Origin of the sequence: Providencia sp. PROV032 (assembly GCF_028484875.1) — a bacterium.
GTDB classification, from domain to species: Bacteria; Pseudomonadota; Gammaproteobacteria; order Enterobacterales; family Enterobacteriaceae; genus Providencia; species Providencia rettgeri_E.
The window spans coordinates 176,686-194,835 of the sequence record NZ_JAMPSX010000003.1 but is presented as its reverse complement, the minus strand read 5'-3'; the positions used below and the strand labels follow the sequence as shown (position 1 = coordinate 194,835).

14 protein-coding genes are annotated in these 18,150 nt (G+C 40.7%); 12 read left to right on the top strand and 2 right to left on the bottom strand.

What is annotated here, in order from left to right:
* The first annotated feature begins 84 nt into the window (after positions 1–84).
* Together rpsA and ihfB are read left to right on the top strand one after the other, a co-directional pair.
* Positions 85–1,758, top strand: a complete 1,674-nt coding sequence (gene rpsA / locus PSF42_RS02270) for a 30S ribosomal protein S1 (RefSeq protein ID WP_004909559.1) — start codon at positions 85–87, stop codon at positions 1,756–1,758.
* Between the two features lie 56 nt (positions 1,759–1,814).
* Positions 1,815–2,102: an integration host factor subunit beta gene (gene ihfB, locus PSF42_RS02265; protein ID WP_004256221.1), complete on the top strand. Its 288-nt coding sequence runs from the start codon at positions 1,815–1,817 to the stop codon at positions 2,100–2,102.
* A gap of 73 nt (positions 2,103–2,175) precedes the next feature.
* Here ihfB and PSF42_RS02260 read toward each other — a convergent pair whose 3' ends face one another.
* Positions 2,176–2,334: a hypothetical protein gene (locus tag PSF42_RS02260; RefSeq protein ID WP_272679373.1), complete on the bottom strand. Its 159-nt coding sequence runs from the start codon at positions 2,332–2,334 to the stop codon at positions 2,176–2,178.
* A 150-nt stretch (positions 2,335–2,484) separates the two neighbouring features.
* Between PSF42_RS02260 and PSF42_RS02255 the strand changes: the two genes are divergently transcribed.
* The 6 genes from PSF42_RS02255 to kdsB all read left to right on the top strand — a co-directional run bounded on the left by PSF42_RS02255 (position 2,485) and on the right by kdsB (position 9,344).
* Positions 2,485–4,878, top strand: coding sequence for a DNA internalization-related competence protein ComEC/Rec2 (locus PSF42_RS02255; protein WP_272679372.1), 2,394 nt, complete (start codon positions 2,485–2,487; stop codon positions 4,876–4,878).
* 36 nt (positions 4,879–4,914) lie between these two features.
* Entirely contained in the window at positions 4,915–6,660 is a 1,746-nt protein-coding gene (gene msbA / locus PSF42_RS02250) for a lipid A ABC transporter ATP-binding protein/permease MsbA (RefSeq protein ID WP_125892631.1), read from the top strand.
* Entirely contained in the window at positions 6,657–7,655 is a 999-nt protein-coding gene (lpxK, locus tag PSF42_RS02245; RefSeq protein WP_125892633.1) for a tetraacyldisaccharide 4'-kinase, read from the top strand. Before msbA ends, lpxK begins: the two co-directional genes overlap by 4 nt.
* Before the next feature lie 402 nt (positions 7,656–8,057).
* Entirely contained in the window at positions 8,058–8,273 is a 216-nt protein-coding gene (locus PSF42_RS02240) for a cold-shock protein (protein ID WP_125892635.1), read from the top strand.
* A 139-nt stretch (positions 8,274–8,412) separates the two neighbouring features.
* Positions 8,413–8,592 carry a Trm112 family protein gene (locus PSF42_RS02235; protein WP_004256203.1) on the top strand — a complete coding sequence of 60 codons (180 nt, stop codon included), beginning with the start codon at positions 8,413–8,415 and terminating at the stop codon, positions 8,590–8,592.
* 5 nt (positions 8,593–8,597) lie between these two features.
* Positions 8,598–9,344, top strand: coding sequence for a 3-deoxy-manno-octulosonate cytidylyltransferase (gene kdsB / locus PSF42_RS02230; protein WP_272679371.1), 747 nt, complete (start codon positions 8,598–8,600; stop codon positions 9,342–9,344).
* 86 nt (positions 9,345–9,430) lie between these two features.
* Here the strand turns inward: kdsB and elyC are convergent, their stop codons facing one another.
* Positions 9,431–10,258 (bottom strand): envelope biogenesis factor ElyC, encoded by an 828-nt coding sequence (gene elyC, locus PSF42_RS02225; protein WP_272679370.1) that lies wholly within the window; start codon positions 10,256–10,258, stop codon positions 9,431–9,433.
* Between the two features lie 356 nt (positions 10,259–10,614).
* Between elyC and cmoM the strand changes: the two genes are divergently transcribed.
* Genes cmoM through mukB form a run of 4 tightly spaced genes read left to right on the top strand, consistent with a single transcriptional unit; the run spans position 10,615 to position 17,873 of the window.
* The gene (cmoM, locus tag PSF42_RS02220; protein WP_213914615.1) at positions 10,615–11,403 is read left to right on the top strand and encodes a tRNA uridine 5-oxyacetic acid(34) methyltransferase CmoM; all 789 of its coding nucleotides are present in this window, start codon (positions 10,615–10,617) and stop codon (positions 11,401–11,403) included.
* A complete protein-coding gene (gene mukF, locus PSF42_RS02215) occupies positions 11,400–12,725 on the top strand; it encodes a chromosome partition protein MukF (protein WP_125892643.1) in 1,326 nt (441 codons plus the stop codon). The genes cmoM and mukF overlap by 4 nt, the downstream gene beginning before the upstream one ends.
* Positions 12,706–13,431 carry a chromosome partition protein MukE gene (gene mukE, locus PSF42_RS02210; RefSeq protein ID WP_272679369.1) on the top strand — a complete coding sequence of 242 codons (726 nt, stop codon included), beginning with the start codon at positions 12,706–12,708 and terminating at the stop codon, positions 13,429–13,431. Before mukF ends, mukE begins: the two co-directional genes overlap by 20 nt.
* The gene (gene mukB / locus PSF42_RS02205; RefSeq protein WP_272679368.1) at positions 13,431–17,873 is read left to right on the top strand and encodes a chromosome partition protein MukB; all 4,443 of its coding nucleotides are present in this window, start codon (positions 13,431–13,433) and stop codon (positions 17,871–17,873) included. Before mukE ends, mukB begins: the two co-directional genes overlap by 1 nt.
* Positions 17,874–18,150: the final 277 nt, after the last annotated feature.

Below are 18,150 nucleotides of genomic sequence, written 5' to 3'. Positions count from 1 at the left end.
TGGAATGTTGTGGGGTATGTGAAACAACCCCATTTGGCGGGAAGCTAAGTGGACGTTAAATAAAAACTCTTGAAGATCATTAATATGACTGAATCTTTTGCTCAACTCTTTGAAGAATCCCTGCAGAATATTGAAACTCGTCCTGGTTCTATCGTCCGTGGTACTGTTGTTGCCATCGATAAAGACGTAGTCCTTGTTGACGCAGGTCTTAAATCAGAATCTGCTATCCCAGTAGAACAGTTCAAAAATGCTCAGGGTGAGCTAGAAATCCAAGTTGGCGACGAAATCGATGTAGCTCTGGATGCAGTAGAAGATGGTTTCGGTGAAACTATCCTGTCTCGTGAGAAAGCTAAACGTCATGAAGCATGGCTGATGCTGGAAAAAGCTTACGAAGAAGCTGAAACTGTAACTGGTGTTATCAACGGTAAAGTTAAAGGTGGTTTCACTGTTGAACTGAACGGTATTCGTGCGTTCTTACCAGGTTCACTGGTTGATGTACGTCCAGTTCGTGATACTACTCACTTGGAAGGCAAAGAGCTTGAGTTCAAAGTAATCAAGCTGGATCAGAAACGCAACAACGTTGTTGTTTCTCGTCGTGCTGTAATTGAATCTGAAAGCAGCGCTGAGCGCGATCAACTGCTGGAAAATCTGCAAGAAGGCATGGAAGTTAAAGGTATCGTTAAGAACCTTACTGACTACGGTGCATTCGTTGATCTGGGCGGTGTTGACGGCCTGCTGCATATCACTGACATGGCTTGGAAACGTGTTAAACACCCAAGCGAAATCGTCAACGTTGGTGATGAAATCAATGTTAAAGTTCTGAAATTCGACCGTGAACGCACTCGTGTTTCTCTGGGTCTGAAACAACTGGGCGAAGATCCTTGGGTCGCAATCGCTAAACGTTACCCAGAAGGTACTAAACTGACTGGTCGCGTTACTAACCTGACTGACTACGGCTGCTTCGTAGAAATCGAAGAAGGCGTTGAAGGTCTGGTTCACGTTTCAGAAATGGATTGGACTAACAAAAACATCCACCCATCTAAAGTTGTTAACGTTGGTGATGTTGTTGAAGTTATGGTTCTGGATATCGATGAAGAACGTCGTCGTATCTCACTGGGCCTGAAACAGTGCAAATCTAACCCATGGCAGCAATTTGCAGAAACTCACAACAAAGGCGACCGCGTTGAAGGTAAAATCAAGTCTATCACTGACTTCGGTATCTTCATCGGTCTGGACGGCGGCATCGATGGCCTGGTTCACCTGTCTGACATCTCCTGGAACGTTGCAGGCGAAGAAGCAGTTCGTGAATACAAAAAAGGTGATGAAATCGCAGCTGTTGTTCTGCAAGTCGACGCAGAGCGTGAGCGTATTTCTTTAGGTGTTAAACAGTTAGCTGAAGATCCATTCAATAACTACTTAGCAGCAACTAAGAAAGGCGCAATCGTAACTGGTAAAGTAATTGCAGTTGATGCTAAAGGTGCAACTGTTGAGCTGACACTGGGCGTTGAAGGTTACCTGCGTGCATCAGAAGCTTCACGTGACCGTGTTGAAGATGCAACACTGGTTCTGAACGTTGGTGATGATGTTGAAGCTAAATACACTGGTGTTGATCGTAAGAACCGTGTAATTAACCTGTCTGTTCGCGCTAAAGACGAAGCTGATGAGAAAGACGCTGTTGCAGCTGTGAACAAACAAGAAGATACAGCATTCGGCAACAATGCTATGGCTGAAGCTTTCAAAGCAGCTAAAGGCGAATAATTAAGTGGGGGCAACAGTAGCGTTGCCCCTTTGTAACGGTAGTTTAGGGAGGTACTATGACCAAGTCTGAATTAATTGAAAGACTGGCTAGCCAGCAGTCTCATCTTTCAGCAAAAACCGTTGAGGAAGCTGTAAAGGAAATTCTTGAGCATATGGCGGATACGTTAGCTAACGGTGAGCGTATTGAAGTCCGTGGTTTCGGCAGTTTTTCTCTTCACTACCGTGCTCCACGCGTTGGCCGTAACCCAAAAACTGGTGATAAAGTGGAACTAGAAGGTAAATATGTTCCTCATTTTAAACCAGGTAAAGAATTACGTGATCGTGTAAATATTTACGGCCAATAATATAATCAGGCTGTAAATCTTAATTATTACATCAAAACAGTGCTTGTATTTTATACGGCACTGTTTTTTATATCTAGCCAACACCAACACCAACACCAACACCAACACCAACACCAACACCAACACCAACACCAACACCAACACCAACACCAACACCAACACCAACACCAACACTTTTAATGCCTATAAAACAATAAAATAAATCCAAAATCAGCTTTAGAGATATAGACATGTTTTGCGAAGCGCTTCGCAAACTAATATGTATCTTCTTGTTAGCAAAAAACAGATTGGGAAGCGTTACGTAAAATAAAAAAATGAGACTTAAAAAATGCATAGGAATAAATAAACTAAAGTAAATAAACGCTATGTAGGGATACAAAAGTTGATAAAAAATATCATCTACATAATAAGATGGCTAAATAACTCACTCAAAAAATATAATTTAATCTTTAATAGGGAATTACCTGTTTCGATGACAATGGCTTCTATTGCTTTGATTTTAGGTACATTACCACTTTTATTTATACCTAAAATTTTAATACTGAGTGAATTATTATTTGTTTTTTTGTTTGTATCGGTATTAATAATATTCTTTATATTTGGTAAATCAGGCAAATTTTTAGCACTAATTATTATGTTTTTTCTATGGGCTAATTGGCATGGAATTAATATAATTAATCATATTAATTATCTATCTGAAAAAAATAATGATATTGATGTGGTTATTGTTGGTATTCCTTTGAATAACAAAGAGCAAAAAATCAAAGTACGTATTGATAAAATTAACAATCGCATTGTTTTTCCTCCGCTATATGCTACATGGAAAACGAAGGAAACGGTTTGTGCTGGGCAGTCTTGGCGGATCAATGGCAAAATAAAGCCACTTCACAGTTCACTAAATGAAGGCGGATTTAACCTACAACGTTATTATTTAGCTAATAGGATCATAGGAGTTTTGAAAAGCCAAAAAGAAAAGCCATTAGAAAAGGCGTGTTCTGTAAGGCAAAAAATCATTTATAACTATATGGAACTAATTGATTCATTATCTAATAAAGGAATTATTTATGGGTTAATGTTTGGCGATAGAAGTTTATTGCCCGCAGATCAAACCTATTTACTGCAGAAAACAAATTTGACACATTTAATGGCTATCTCGGGCTTACATATTGGCTTAGCTTACTTGTTTGGCTTTCTTATTACTCGAGGAGTTCAATATTTTTTACCAATAAAATATATTAATGAAATACTCCCAGTAGTAATAGGTATAGGGCTAGCTATTTTTTATGCGTGGATCTCGGGGTTTGCTATCCCTGCAACACGGGCACTGTTTGCCTTACTATTATGGGTATATATTAGAAATAAGCCTGCAAGGTACTTTGCTTGGCAATGGGCACTTTGGAGCATAGCGGGAATATTACTGTTAGATCCATTAGCTATTTTGTCGGATAGTTTTTGGTTATCTAGCTTCGCTGTACTCGCTATTCTGTATTGGTTATCGATATTTCCATTAACCTACCATTTAGCTAAAGGGGTGAAAGGTAAAATTATAGGGTTAGTACATTTACAAATAGGCTTACTCATCTTACTAATTCCAATGCAACTTATTATATTTAATGGTATTAACATAATGGGGTTAGTGGCTAACGTTTGGTTTGTTCCGTTAATTTCTTGGTGTGTTGTTCCTGTTATTTTGGTCGTGTTTTTAGTGCCAATAGAGGTGGTTCAGCAGTCTCTTTTATATGTAGTAGACAGGGTGATAGATATAGGGCTAAAGCCATTACCTTACTTCAGTGCTTTTTGGTCAGAGTTTATTAATGTACCTTATTATTTATTTTTAATATGTTGGCTAAGTGTCATTATCATTTTATTTAAATGGTACAAACGTTATTTTGGGCTGATTGGCTGTGTGATTATCTCAATTTTCCTTGAAAGAGGAAGTAGTAAACAGCACAAAGAAGGCTGGAAAATGACGGTATTGGATATCGGGCATGGTTTAGCCGTTGTGATAGAGCAAAATAACTTGGCATTACTCTATGATACTGGAAATGCGTGGAAAGGGGGGAGTAATGCACAGCGTCAAATTGTTCCTTTTCTTAAATACCATGATATAACCCCCATCGGGGTAATTTTAAGCCATGATCATTTAGATCATACCGGGGGAGTGAATTATTTAATTCAACAATACCCATGGTTAAGTGTAAGAAGTAGTTTTGGGCCCCAGAACACTTTGGTATACAAGAAAAAAAATAATAATATAAAAAAAATGAAGCATCTTCCCTGTTTTAAAGGCCAAAAATGGCAGTGGGGAATATTAACTTTTGAAGTATTATGGCCTGAGAAGTTAGCACCAATATCGCATAATGATGATTCTTGTGTCATTCAATTGACAGATGGGTTTCATAAAATTTTATTAACAGGAGATATCGAAAAACAAGGGGAAAAATCACTTGTCGCAATGTACAAGAACCGGTTACGTTCGAGTCTTCTTTTCGCCCCTCATCATGGAAGTAGCACTTCATCAACTGATTTATTGTTAAGAAATGTTCAACCTTCAATGGTGGTAGTCTCATCTGCAAGGTATAGTGCATGGAAAATTCCGTCGCAAAAAGTCTATTTTAGATATAAAAATAGTAATATTAAATGGTTAAATACAGCAGAAGATGGTCAGTTAACTTTATGGTTTAAAAAGGAAAAAATTAAAATCTCACGTTATCGCTATGAAATTCAGCCTCGCTGGTATCATCTGTGGTTTGGCTTACCGCTATTTCCCGAGTAGAATAGTGCGCTTACATTAAGTCTGGTAATTAAAAGTATGAATGATAAAGACCTTTCGACAAAACAAACTTTTCGTCGCTTGTGGCCGATAATTGCGCCTTTTAAAGCGGGTTTAATCGTTGCAGCAATAGCACTTATCATAAACGCAGCAGGTGATGCATTTATGATTTCTTTATTAAAACCTTTATTGGATGAAGGCTTTGATAAAGCAGATAATGACGTTTTAAAATGGCTTCCGCTTGCGGTGTTAGGGTTAATGGTTGTTCGTGGTGGGTCTAGCTTTGTTTCAACCTATTGTGTTTCGTGGGTAGCAGGTAAAGTCGTGATGAACATGCGACGTAAGCTGTTTGGTCATATGATGGGAATGCCCGTTAGTTTTTTTGATCAGCAATCAACAGGAACACTATTATCTAGAATTACCTATGACTCAGAACAAGTTGCATCTTCTTCTTCTGGCGCATTAATTACAATTATTCGTGAAAGTGCTTATATCATCGGGTTATTTGCTATGATGTTTTATTATAGCTGGCAACTTTCTCTTATTTTAATCGTGATAGCCCCTATTGTATCAATCACTATTCGCATCGTCTCTAAGCGTTTCCGTAAGATTAGTAAAAATATGCAAACGGGTATGGGGCATGTGACGGCAAGTGCCGAACAGATGTTAAAGGGTCATAAAGAAGTATTAATTTTTGGTGGGCAGAAAGTTGAAACTGAACGTTTTAATAAAGTCAGTAACAACATGCGCCGCCAAAATATGAAAATGGTAACCGCTTCAGCAATCTCTGACCCTATTGTTCAGTTAATTGCATCATTTGCATTAGCATTTGTTCTTTATGCTGCGAGTTTTCCCGAAATTCGTGATGAATTAACATCAGGAACCATTGCCGTTGTTTTCTCATCAATGTTCGCGTTGATGCGTCCATTAAAATCATTAACTAACGTTAACTCACAATTCCAACGTGGTATGGCGGCTTGCCAAACGTTATTTGCAATCTTAGATTCGGAACAAGAAAAAGATAACGGAACTAAAGTACTAAAAGAGGTTAAAGGGGACATTAAATTTGAACATGTCACTTTTACCTATGCAACCAAAGAACATCCTGCGTTAGACGATGTTTCGTTTACTTTGCCTGCTGGAAAATCAGTTGCTCTCGTTGGGCGATCAGGTTCAGGTAAGTCTACTATTGCAAATTTGATTACACGTTTTTATGACATTGATGAAGGCTCTATTCAAATTGATGGTCATGATATTCGTGAATACACATTATCCTCATTACGTAGCCAAGTCGCGTTAGTTTCTCAACATGTTTATCTATTTAACGATACGATAGCGAATAATATTGCTTATGCAACAGATGGTAGCTATAGCCGCGAACAAATAGAGAAAGCAGCAGAAATGGCCTATGCAATGGATTTCATTGCTAAACTTGAAAAAGGCTTGGATACGGTTATTGGCGAAAATGGCGTTATGCTTTCTGGCGGACAACGTCAAAGAATAGCAATTGCTCGTGCACTTCTACGCGACGCGCCAATTCTTATTCTTGATGAGGCAACATCTGCACTAGATACAGAGTCTGAACGTGCTATTCAAGCTGCTCTTGATGAGTTACAGAAAAATAGAACATCCTTAGTCATTGCTCACCGGCTATCGACAATAGAAAATGCGGATGAAATATTAGTAGTACAAGATGGACGGATCATTGAGCGTGGCAACCATGCATCTCTATTAGCTCAAGATGGCGCATATTCACAGTTACACAGCATTCAGTTTAAACAATGATAGAACGTATTTGGTCTGGTAAATCATGGCTGTATCTTTTATTACTGCCGTTGTCTTTCCTTTATGGATTGGTAACGGTAATTAGAGATATGGCTTATAAAATCGGGCTGAAACGTTCATGGAAAGCGCCAATTCCAGTGGTAGTGGTGGGAAACCTGACAGCGGGGGGAAATGGTAAAACCCCTGTTGTTATCTGGTTAGTGGAGTCACTCACCAAAGAAGGCTACCGCGTGGGGGTTGTTTCTCGAGGGTATGGCGGTAAAGCTGAAAAATATCCGCTGATACTTGATGAAGCGACCACAACCGAAGTTGCAGGGGATGAACCTGTATTAATTTTTCATCGTACAAAATCCCCTGTAGCAGTCGCGCCCAAGCGAAGTGATGCCGTTAAAGCCTTACTCGAAAAATTTCCGTTAGATGTGATTATTACTGATGATGGGTTGCAACACTATGCGCTGCAACGTGACTACGAAATTGTCGTTATTGATGGCCAACGCCGTTTTGGTAATGGTTGGTGGCTACCAGCAGGGCCAATGCGTGAAAGGGCTGGGCGTTTAAAGCGTGTTAATGCTGTCATTGTTAATGGTGGTGAGCCACAAGAAAATGAAGCTTTAATGGCTCTTGAAGGCGATGTTGCTTGTAACCTTGTTAGTGGTGAAAAACAAGCGGTTACACAATTGCCTGCAGTTATCGCAATGGCAGGTATTGGTCATCCTCCTCGTTTTTTTGCCTCATTAGAAAATAAAGGGGTCGAGGTCATTAGTACCCATGCTTTTGCTGATCATCAGTCATATGAATTAAAACAGCTTTCACGGTTAGTTAAAAATGAACAAAACTTATTAATGACCGAAAAAGATGCTGTAAAATGCCGTGCTTTCGCACAACCAAATTGGTGGTTTCTTCCAGTCCAAGCACATTTACAAGCTCCAGACGCTGAAAAAATCTTAAGCGGAATAAAAAAACTTATCACAAATAACAAAAAAACTTGTCTATAACGTTCCTCTGTGATAATAATATCATCAATGTGATATAGATCTACTTATTATGTATCTAGATGCAATACATTGATAATTGGATTTTATACTAGCTTAAATTTCACGCTCCGTTCTTTAGTTAGTCTTCATATCCTCGCATAATCTATACTGTAAAGTCGCTGTCACCGTGTTTTGTCATCATAATGTCAAAATAGACTGTTAACTTCACAGTAGATTTGCGGTGTCTGAAATTTACATATATGAGCGTTATAAAATATGCACAATGATTTGTGCGCATGAATTGGTAAAGTTTAATTACTCTTTGATGTATTAATAGATCGGCAGTTTATAAATGGGAAGCAAGAAAGAGTAATGATACAAAGATAAAAAAAATATTGTTCTCAGAACAAAAGGAGTTTTAATATGAATTTTCAATTACATATGGGTCGAGTTAAATGGTTTGACGCAAAAGAAGGTTACGGTTTTATTTCCCCATTCAATGGTGGTGATGATGTATTTGTGACAACAAAGTCAATTGCTAATAAAAAAATCAAATCATTATTCGAAGGTCAAAGCGTTGAGTTCTCTGTTACTCGTAATTCGGATGGCATAACGGCAGCTGACGTTATCGCTTATTAGATAATAAACAGAACAATTTCTCCTGCCTTTATCCTCTCATCTCTCGCAGGAGATCTTATTCAGGAAGATTAAAGTTAACGGTGATATCTGCATGTGATATCCTGACTCCAAGTGAGTTAAAATCCATTCGGGAGAAAACATGGATCACCGTTTACTTGAAATCGTTGCCTGTCCTGTATGCCACGGCAAATTAAGTTATAACAAAGAAAACCTCGAACTTATTTGTAAGTTTGATCACTTAGCCTATCCCATTCGTGATGGCATCCCTGTATTGCTAGAAAATGAAGCGCGCCCTGTTTCATTAGATGAAGGCCAGTAATCATCATGTTTACGGTTATTATTCCTGCTCGTTATGCATCAACACGTTTACCAGGTAAGCCTTTGGCTGATATCCATGGTAAGACAATGGTTGTTCGGGTGATGGAGCAAGCCATTAAGTCGGGGGCTAGCCGGGTGATAGTTGCGACAGATCACTCTGATGTTGCTAAAGCGGTGATTGAAGCGGGCGGTGAAGCCTGTATGACAGACCCAAATCATCAGTCTGGAACAGAAAGATTAGCTGAGGTTATTGATACTTATGCTTTTTCTGACAATGAAATCATCGTGAATGTGCAAGGTGATGAACCTTTAATTCCACCTGAGATTATTAGTCAAGTGGCTCATAACCTTCAGGGGAGCAAAGCTGAGATGGGGACACTGGCTGTACCTATTAATGATGCTCATGAAGCGTTTAATCCAAATGCAGTCAAGGTTGTTACTGATCACGAAGGTTATGCACTGTATTTTTCTCGAGCAACTATTCCTTGGGATAGGGACAACTTTGCCAAAAGCCATGATGTAATAGGCGATACCTTTTTACGCCATATCGGGATATACGCTTATCGCGCAGGGTTTATTCGTCGCTACATTAAGTGGGAAGCAAGTCCATTAGAAAAAATCGAAATGCTAGAGCAACTTAGGGTGCTTTGGTACGGAGAAAAAATTCATGTGGATGTCGCGAAAACTACGCCAGGCGCTGGTGTTGATACCCCTGAAGACCTTGAACTTGTTAGAAAGCAATTTATCCAGTAGTCAGTATTTTCTTAATGGTCAAAATGGCCAATATGCGATTTAGCTAAATAAAGGTGTAATCTCAATAGGTTACACCTTTTTTGTTGTTATTCAGCAGCAATAGCTTCAGGTGTAGCAAGTTGATCGTCTAATGCCTGTGTATTATTGGGTTTTAAATGCCACCAAATGGTACCAAGAAATTCATACCAAGCACGCTCACTATGACCAAAATAATATGAGGAAGGAATGTATTTCTCCCATGGATTAATTTCACTCGTGATAACTAACTGGTTTGCGGGTGCAGGGAAAGGATTCATTCCTCGTTGAGTAAACATGGTCATCGCACGAGGCAGGTGATTAGCTGAAGTGACTAATAAAAAAGGTGATTTTCCAATAATTTTTTCAACTTCATAAGCTTCTTCTTGTGTATCTTTGGGTTCAGTGAGGGGAATTATATCTTGTGCAGGAACACCTAAGGATTGCGCTACTTGTGCGGCAACTTCGGCACTGCTGATGGTACTACTCGCTTTACCGCCGGTGAAAATAAGTTTACTACCAGGGTGTTTAAGATAAAGGCGAACACCTTCAGTCACTCTAGGTAAGCTATTATTCAATAGGTTAGAGCTTGGGCTCCAATCTGGGTTGTATGTAAAGCCGCCCCCTAGCACAACAATGTAACGTACATCTTGAGGGGGTGTTTCTGTAATCAGTTCATAGCGTTTATTAAATTGCTTTTCTGCAGGGGCAAGTAAAGTATCTGAAATAGGCTGTAACCCCAACAGGGTTATGAAAACTAAACTTAGAGTAGTCAACGTCTTCCCACAACGCTGCCAGCGTGTGAACCAGAGCAAAAGCAGCCCGATAAACCCGACAATGAGCAATAATGGTAATGGCATCAATAGAGAGCCAATATATTTTTTTAAGATAAATAACATAACTAAGCCTATTCTTATGGGGTATAGAGCCACCATTGCGGTGGTATCTGCAGAAAAAATACGTAATAAAACGGCTAAACTAGAGGAAAAATAACAACATGGTGTTTAATAGCGCCAAAATGAAATTTGCTGGGCACAATAAAGTACTATGCAAAAATATAGCTATTATCTGTTATAATTCCTGTTTTAACAGTCGCCTCGCATTGTATGTGATAAGTGCAATGTAATGTGAGAATATTTCTGGTTAGCGTTGATTTTCTCCATAATCAAGATGTAATCAACCATTTTACGTTTTTTCGCGACAAATTGGCTCATAAACCGCTTTAAATAATAGATGATAGGTAACCGGATAGCACATGGCAGACCGCAACTTTGATGATATTGTCGATAAATTTGCAAAAAATATCTACGGAACGACAAAAGGAAAAATACGAGAAGCGGTAGTCTGGCAAGATTTGACTCAATTATTGCACAGCCAATTTGAGGGGAAAACCCTAAAAATACTTGATGCAGGTGGTGGTGAAGGGCATTTTTCACGCAAACTCGCCGAAATGGGGCATCAGGTGATACTTTGCGATTTATCTGAAGAGATGTTGGAACGAGGCAGGGAACTTGCCAAGGAACAAGGTATTAGCGATAACATGCGTTTTGTACATTGTGCGGTGCAAGATGTTGCACAATACATTGATGAACCTGTTGACCTTGTTCTGTTTCATGCGGTACTTGAATGGATTAGCGATCAAAAATATGCAATTGAACAACTGGTAGATATAATTAGACCAGAAGGCGTATTTTCTGTCATGTTCTATAATGCAAATGGTCTGGTGATGCGTAACGCAATTTTGGGAAATTTTCATCTTGCAACGCCACATATCCAACGTCGTCGCAAACGCTCGTTATCACCGCAAAAACCACTTTTTCCTCATCAAGTTGATGCTTGGTTGAGTGAGTGTAATATGCAGATTATCGGTAAAAGTGGTGTTAGGGTATTTCATGACTATTTACAAAGTCGGCAGTTACAGCAAAAAGATTTTCCAGCATTGTTGGCATTAGAGCAGCAGTATTGCCGTGAAGAACCCTATATTAGTATGGGGCGTTATATTCATGTCATGGCACGCAAACAAATACAAAAGGACGATTTATGAGTGATTTTTCCCAGACCGTCCCTGAACTTGTGTCTTGGGCACGAAAAAATGATTTTTCGATTTCACTTCCCGCTGAACGTTTGGCATTTTTGCTTGCGGTGGCGGTATTAAATAGTGAAAGAGTCAATGGTGAAATGAGTGAAGTGGAGCTGGTTGATGCCTTTCGTGAGGTTTGCAAAGGGTTTGAACAGACCACAGAATCTTTGGCGGTAAGAGCCAATAATGCCATCAATGATATGGTTCGCCAGAAGATATTTAACCGTTTTGCCAGTGACATTGTTGAAGGTAATGCCATTTACCGCTTAACCCCTCTGGGGATCGGTATCAGCGATTATTATATTCGTCAGCGAGAGTTCTCAACATTAAGACTTTCTATGCAGCTTTCTATTGTTGCAGGAGAGCTGCAACGTGCCGCTGAAGCCGCAGAGGAAGGGGGCGATGAATTTTATTGGCATCGTTATGTATTTGCCCCACTAAAATATTCAGTTGCTGAAATTTTTGACAGTATTGATTTATCGCAACGCATTATGGATGAACAACAAAATTCAGTAAAAGAAGATATTGCGGCATTATTAAATCAAGACTGGCAGGCAGCTATTGCTAATTGTGAGCAATTACTGTCAGAAACATCAGGTACATTGCGTGAATTGCAAGACACATTAGAAGCCGCAGGGGACAAACTGCAAGCGAATTTATTACGTATTCAAGAAGCCAATATGAATGCGCCAGTGTTCTCTGACATAGTAGATAGGCTGGTTTTTGACCTGCAAAATAAACTAGACCGTATTGTTAGCTGGGGTCAACAATCTATCGATTTATGGATTGGCTATGATCGTCATGTTCATAAGTTTATCCGTACAGCTATCGATATGGATAAAAATAGAATATTTTCTCAGCGGTTACGTCAATCCGTTCAGCACTACCTTGATAGCCCTTGGGCACTCACTTACGCCAATGCGGATCGGTTATTCGATATGCGTGATGAAGAGCTCGCGTTGCATGATGAAGAAGTGATGGGTGAATTACCACCAGAGCTTGAATTTGAAGAGTTTAGTGAATTAAATGATAAGCTTGCTGAGCTAATGGAAGTTGAGTTAGCCATTTATAAAGCAGAGCAACGGCCGCTCGATGTTGGCCGTGTGTTGCATGACTATTTACTGCAATATCCACAAAAACGTCATTTTGATGTAGCTCGAATTATTATCGACCAAGCTGTTAAATTAGGTATCGCAGAGGCTGATTTGGCGGGGTTACCGGCAGAATGGCAAGCTATTAATGATCACGGAGCCAAGGTACAGGCACATGTCATCGACAAATATTGAACAATTTATGCCAGTTAAGCTGGCTCAAGCATTAGCTAACCCGATTTTTCCAGAGCTAGACAGCCAATTGCGTTCAGGTCGCCATATTAGTGTTGATGACCTTGATAACCACGCATTTTTGATGGATTTTCAGGAAGCATTAGAACAATTTTATGCACGATATAACGTAGAATTAATTCGTGCCCCTGAGGGGTTCTTCTATTTACGTCCGCGCTCAACAACCTTAATACCTCGCTCTGTGTTATCTGAATTAGATATGATGGTTGGGAAAATTCTTTGTTATCTCTATCTCAGCCCCGAACGCTTGAGTAACCAAGGTATTTTTACCTCACAAGAGTTATTTGAAGAGTTATTATCATTAGCGGATGAAAGCAAATTACTTAAATTTGTTAATCAACGTTCGACAGGTTCTGATTTAGATAAACAAAAACTGCAGGAAAAACTCAGAACATCACTCAACCGTTTACGTCGCTTGGGAATGGTGCACTTTCTGCAAAATGATCCGAGTAAATTTATTATTAGCGAATCTGTCTTCCGTTTTGGTGCCGATGTGCGCAGTGGCGATAACCCACAAGATGCCCAGTTACGGATGATCCGTGATGGTGAAGCTATCTCTCTTGACGGTGAATTATCACTAAAAGATAGTGATGAAGAGGGTGGTGAAGAGAGTCAAGAACCAGCAGAAAGTGATGAGGATGAAGAATAATGATTGAACGCGGAAAATTTCGCTCACTGACGCTGGTGAATTGGAACGGTTTTTTTGCCCGAACTTTTGACCTTGATGAATTAGTGACCACATTATCGGGTGGTAATGGTGCGGGTAAATCAACAACCATGGCGGCATTTATTACCGCGATGATCCCAGATTTAACCTTGCTTCACTTCCGTAACACAACGGAAGCGGGCGCAACCTCTGGCTCTCGTGATAAAGGCTTACATGGTAAGTTACGTCCAGGCGTCTGTTACGCAATTTTAGATGTGTTAAATTCGAAGCATCAGCGTGTCATGGTGGGTGTGCGTTTACAACAAGTCGCCGGGCGCGATAAAAAAGTGGATATTAAGCCGTTTATGGTCCAAGGCATTCCATTGGCGACGGTGCCAACGGAAATATTGACGGAGGTTATTGATGGTCGTCAAGCCAAAGTCATTCCACTCAACGAGTTAAAAGAACGTCTTGAAGAACAGGAAGGCGTTTTGTTTAAGCAGTTTAACTCAATAACTGACTACCATTCGACTCTGTTTGAATTAGGGGTTTTACCTAAACGTTTACGTTCCGCGAGTGACCGAAGCAAATATTATCGCCTGATTGAAGCGTCACTATATGGTGGTATTTCTAGTGCCATTACTCGCTCATTACGTGATTATTTGTTACCTGAAAACAGTGGGGTACGTAAAGCATTCCAAGATATGGAAGCGGCTTTGCGTGAAAACCGTTTAACATTAGAAGCCATTCGTGTAACGCAATCAGACCGTGACTTATTCAAGCATTTGATTAGCCAAGCGACTGATTACGTTTCTGCGGATTATATGCGCCATTCCAATGAAAGACGTATTCACCTTGATGCAGCACTGGCTGCACGCAATGAGCTATTAGCCAGCCGTAAACAATTGCGTGTTGAACAGGTTCGAAGCGTCGAAATGGCGCGTGAGTTGAATGAGCAGAATGGGGCTTCTACAGAATTAGAAGCAGACTACCAAGCGGCCAGTGACCATTTAAATTTAGTGCAAGCCGCGCTGCGTCAGCAAGAGAAAATTGACCGCTATCAAGCGGATATCGAAGAACTGACCTATCGTCTTGAAGAACAAAGTGAAGTCGTTGCTGAAGCAACTGAAACTCAAGAAGAATATGAAGCACGAGCTGAAGCTGCGGAAATTGAAGTTGACGAATTAAAAAATCAACTCGCCGATTACCAACAGGCTCTGGATGTACAACAAACACGCGCTATTCAGTACCAGCAAGCCTTGCACGCCTTAACGCGTGCTCGTGAATTGTGCCAGCTTCCTGAATTATCCATTGATAACGCGGATGAATGGTTAGATACCTTCGAGGCACGCGAACAGCAAGCAACCCAAGCGTTATTAGCGCTTGAGCAAAAAATGAGTGTGGCAGATGCCGCACATAGCCAATTTGAGCAAGCCTATCAATTAGTTAGAAGTATGGTAGGGGAAGTTAGCCGCAGTGATGCATACCAGCAAGCGCGTACATTACTGCGTGATTGGTCATCACAACAACATTTAGCAGATCGCGTGCAGCCGTTGCGTATGCAGTTATCTGAATTGCAACAACGTCTGAATAGCCAGCAAAATGCTGAACGCTTATTGGCAGAGTTTTGTAAGCGTCATGGCCAAAGCTATGAGCCCGATGAGCTTGATGCATTAATGGCTGAGCTGGAAGCACAGCAAGAAGAACTGAGTATTGGTGTGAATGAGAGCGGCGAGAGACGGATGCAAATGCGCCAAGAATTGGAGCAGATCCGCCAACGTATTAGCCAACTTTCATCTAAAGCCCCTGCATGGATTATGGCTCAAGAAGCGCTAACGCAGCTTAATGAGCAGTCCCATGAAACGTTTGAGTCAAGTACTGCTGTGACTGAGTTTATGCAGCAACTCCTCGAACAAGAACGGGAAATAACGGTTGAACGAGATGAAGTTGCTGCGCAACGGAAAGATCTCGAAAAACAAATTGAGCGACTAAGCCAGCCAAGTGGTGCGGAAGATAGCCGCATGTTAGCGTTGGCAGAACGTTTTAATGGTGTGTTGTTATCTGAAATTTATGATGATATTACCATCGAAGACGCGGCTTATTTCTCCGCGCTATATGGTCCTGCACGTCACGGAATTGTGGTGCAAGACCTTGATGTAGTTCGTAATCAATTGGATTCGTTACAAGATTGCCCAGATGATGTGTATTTTATCGAGGGAGATCCATCTTCTTTCGATGATAGCGTTTTTGATGCGCAAGAGTTTGAAAATGCGGTATTAGTCCGTTCGTCTGAGCGTCAATGGCGTTACTCTCGTTATCCTGAATTGCCTTTATTTGGTCGTGCCGCACGTGAAAGCCATTTAGAGTCGTTAACGGCTGAACGTGATGAGCTGGCAGAGCGCTATGCGAATCTGTCATTTGACGTACAGAAAATTCAGCGTTCACACCAAGCATTCAGCCGGTTTATAGGCCAACACATTTCGGTGGCTTTTGAGGATGATCCAGAAGCTGAAATTCGTACACTCAACCAAAAACGTTCGGAGATTGAACGTGCTTTAGCTCAATTTGAAGAGCAAACTCAGCAACAACGTCAACAATTTGCCCAAGGTAAAGAAAGCCTTGCGGCTCTTAATCGTTTATTGCCTCAAATGGGGTTATTACTCGATGAAACATTGACGGACAGAGTTGAAGAGATAAACGAAGAGCTAACGGAAGCAGAAGAAGCGGCACATTTCCTGAATAAACATGGCGATGCGTTAGATAAATTAGAGCCGATTGTGACGGTGTTACTCAGTGATCCTGAACAACACGAGCAATTACGCAAAGATTATGAGTCAGCAAAACATAGCCAGCAAAATGCGAAACAGCAAGCTTTTGCATTAGTAGAGGTTGTTCAGCGCCGTGCTCACTTTAGTTACAGTGATTCAACCGGAATGGTGAATGAAAACGCGGACCTAAATGAAAAACTACGTCAGCGTTTAGAGCAGGCAGAAACCGAACGTACACGTGCTCGCGAGCAATTACGCCAGCACCAAGCACAAAGTGCGCAGTTCCATCAGGTTCTTGCCTCGTTACGCAGTTCTTTCGATACCAAACAAGAGATGTTGAAAGAGCTCGAAGTCGAGATGCAAGAGATTGGCGTAAAAGCCGACCCTGACGCCCAAGAGCGCGCTCGTATCCGACGCGATGAGTTGCACCAGCGTGTCATGGAAAATCGTAGCCGTATTAACCAGTTAGAAAAACAGCTGACATTATGTGAAGCCGAAATGGATAACTTACAGAAGCGCCTTCGTAAGTTAGAAAAAGACTACTATATGCTGCGTGAGCAGGTCGTGACGGCAAAAGCAGGTTGGTGTGCGGTAATGTGCTTGGTGAAAGACAATGGCGTTGAACGTCGTCTACACCGCCGTGAACTGGCTTATACTGACGGTGACAGCTTACGTTCGATGTCGGATAAAGCCTTAGGTGCGTTGCGCTTAGCAGTTGCAGATAACGAACATTTGCGGGATGTACTGCGTTTGTCTGAGGATCCAAAACACCCAGAGCGGAAGATAAAATTCTTTATTGCGGTATATCAACACCTACGTGAACGTATTCGCCAAGATATTATTCGTACTGATGACCCGATTGATGCAATCGAGCAAATGGAAATTGAGCTGGCGCGCTTAACGGAAGAACTAACCGCACGTGAGCAAAAATTGGCGATCAGTTCAAAAAGTGTGGCGAATATTATTCGCAAAACCATTCAGCGCGAACAAAATCGAATTCGTATGCTAAACCAAGGGCTGCAAGCGGTGGCGTTTGGTCAGGTTAAAGGGGTTCGCCTCAATGTGAATATTCGAGAAAGTCATGCATTGTTACTGAGTGTGCTCTCTGAAGAGAGCGAAATGCATCAAGACTTATTCACCAGCCAACGGTTAACATTCTCTGAAGCAATGGCTAAGTTATACCAACGCCTCAACCCTCAAGTGGATGTTGGGCAGCGGTTGCCGCAAACTATCGGTGAAGAATTACTCGATTACCGTAACTACTTAGAGTTAGAAGTTGAGGTTAATAGAGGTTCAGATGGCTGGTTAAAAGCGGAAAGTGGTGCGTTATCCACGGGTGAGGCTATTGGTACGGGGATGTCCATCTTAGTGATGGTAGTACAAAGCTGGGAAGAAGAGTCCCGCCGTTTGCGTGCGAAAGATATTATTCCTTGCCGTTTATTATTCTTAGATGAAGCTGCGCGATTAGATGCTAAATCAATTGCAACCTTATTTGAACTGTGTGACAGATTAGAAATGCAGCTAATTATTGCAGCGCCAGAGAATATTAGTCCTGAGAAGGGCACAACTTATAAACTAGTTCGTAAAGTGGTTGGTAATCATGAACATGTGCATGTAGTTGGCTTAAAAGGCTTCGGGCAAGAACCCCCGACTGTACAAGCCCCAACATTGCAGTAATAGTTTTTGTGAGTGAAATGAAGGCCGGTATTTAGAAATAAATATCGGTTTTTTTATATGGTAATTAAGTGGCAAAGAAAGCGTTAGGTAAACTTTTAATTAAAATAAAATTCATCTATGTTTAAACCACGAATACACTGTTGAATTCCCTATGATGAAAATAATTCTTTTTCTCATTAATTGTTAACTTAGCAGTACATAATCTGAAAAAAGGAAAATTAGCCTATTCCTATAACATTACTGCTAAAATTAAATAGAATAAAATTGTAATTATAAT

Bases quoted from the DNA above. Each gene is read 5' to 3' on its own strand.
- ihfB (WP_004256221.1), top strand. From the start codon at position 1,815: ATGACCAAGTCTGAATTAATTGAAAGACTGGCTAGCCAGCAGTCTCAT.
- rpsA (WP_004909559.1), top strand. From the start codon at position 85: ATGACTGAATCTTTTGCTCAACTCTTTGAAGAATCCCTGCAGAATATT.
- mukB (WP_272679368.1), top strand. From the start codon at position 13,431: ATGATTGAACGCGGAAAATTTCGCTCACTGACGCTGGTGAATTGGAAC.
- PSF42_RS02240 (WP_125892635.1), top strand. From the start codon at position 8,058: ATGAATTTTCAATTACATATGGGTCGAGTTAAATGGTTTGACGCAAAA.
- msbA (WP_125892631.1), top strand. From the start codon at position 4,915: ATGAATGATAAAGACCTTTCGACAAAACAAACTTTTCGTCGCTTGTGG.
- lpxK (WP_125892633.1), top strand. From the start codon at position 6,657: ATGATAGAACGTATTTGGTCTGGTAAATCATGGCTGTATCTTTTATTA.
- PSF42_RS02235 (WP_004256203.1), top strand. From the start codon at position 8,413: ATGGATCACCGTTTACTTGAAATCGTTGCCTGTCCTGTATGCCACGGC.
- PSF42_RS02260 (WP_272679373.1), bottom strand. From the start codon at position 2,334: ATGTCTATATCTCTAAAGCTGATTTTGGATTTATTTTATTGTTTTATA.
- elyC (WP_272679370.1), bottom strand. From the start codon at position 10,258: ATGTTATTTATCTTAAAAAAATATATTGGCTCTCTATTGATGCCATTA.
- mukE (WP_272679369.1), top strand. From the start codon at position 12,706: ATGTCATCGACAAATATTGAACAATTTATGCCAGTTAAGCTGGCTCAA.
- cmoM (WP_213914615.1), top strand. From the start codon at position 10,615: ATGGCAGACCGCAACTTTGATGATATTGTCGATAAATTTGCAAAAAAT.
- mukF (WP_125892643.1), top strand. From the start codon at position 11,400: ATGAGTGATTTTTCCCAGACCGTCCCTGAACTTGTGTCTTGGGCACGA.
- kdsB (WP_272679371.1), top strand. From the start codon at position 8,598: ATGTTTACGGTTATTATTCCTGCTCGTTATGCATCAACACGTTTACCA.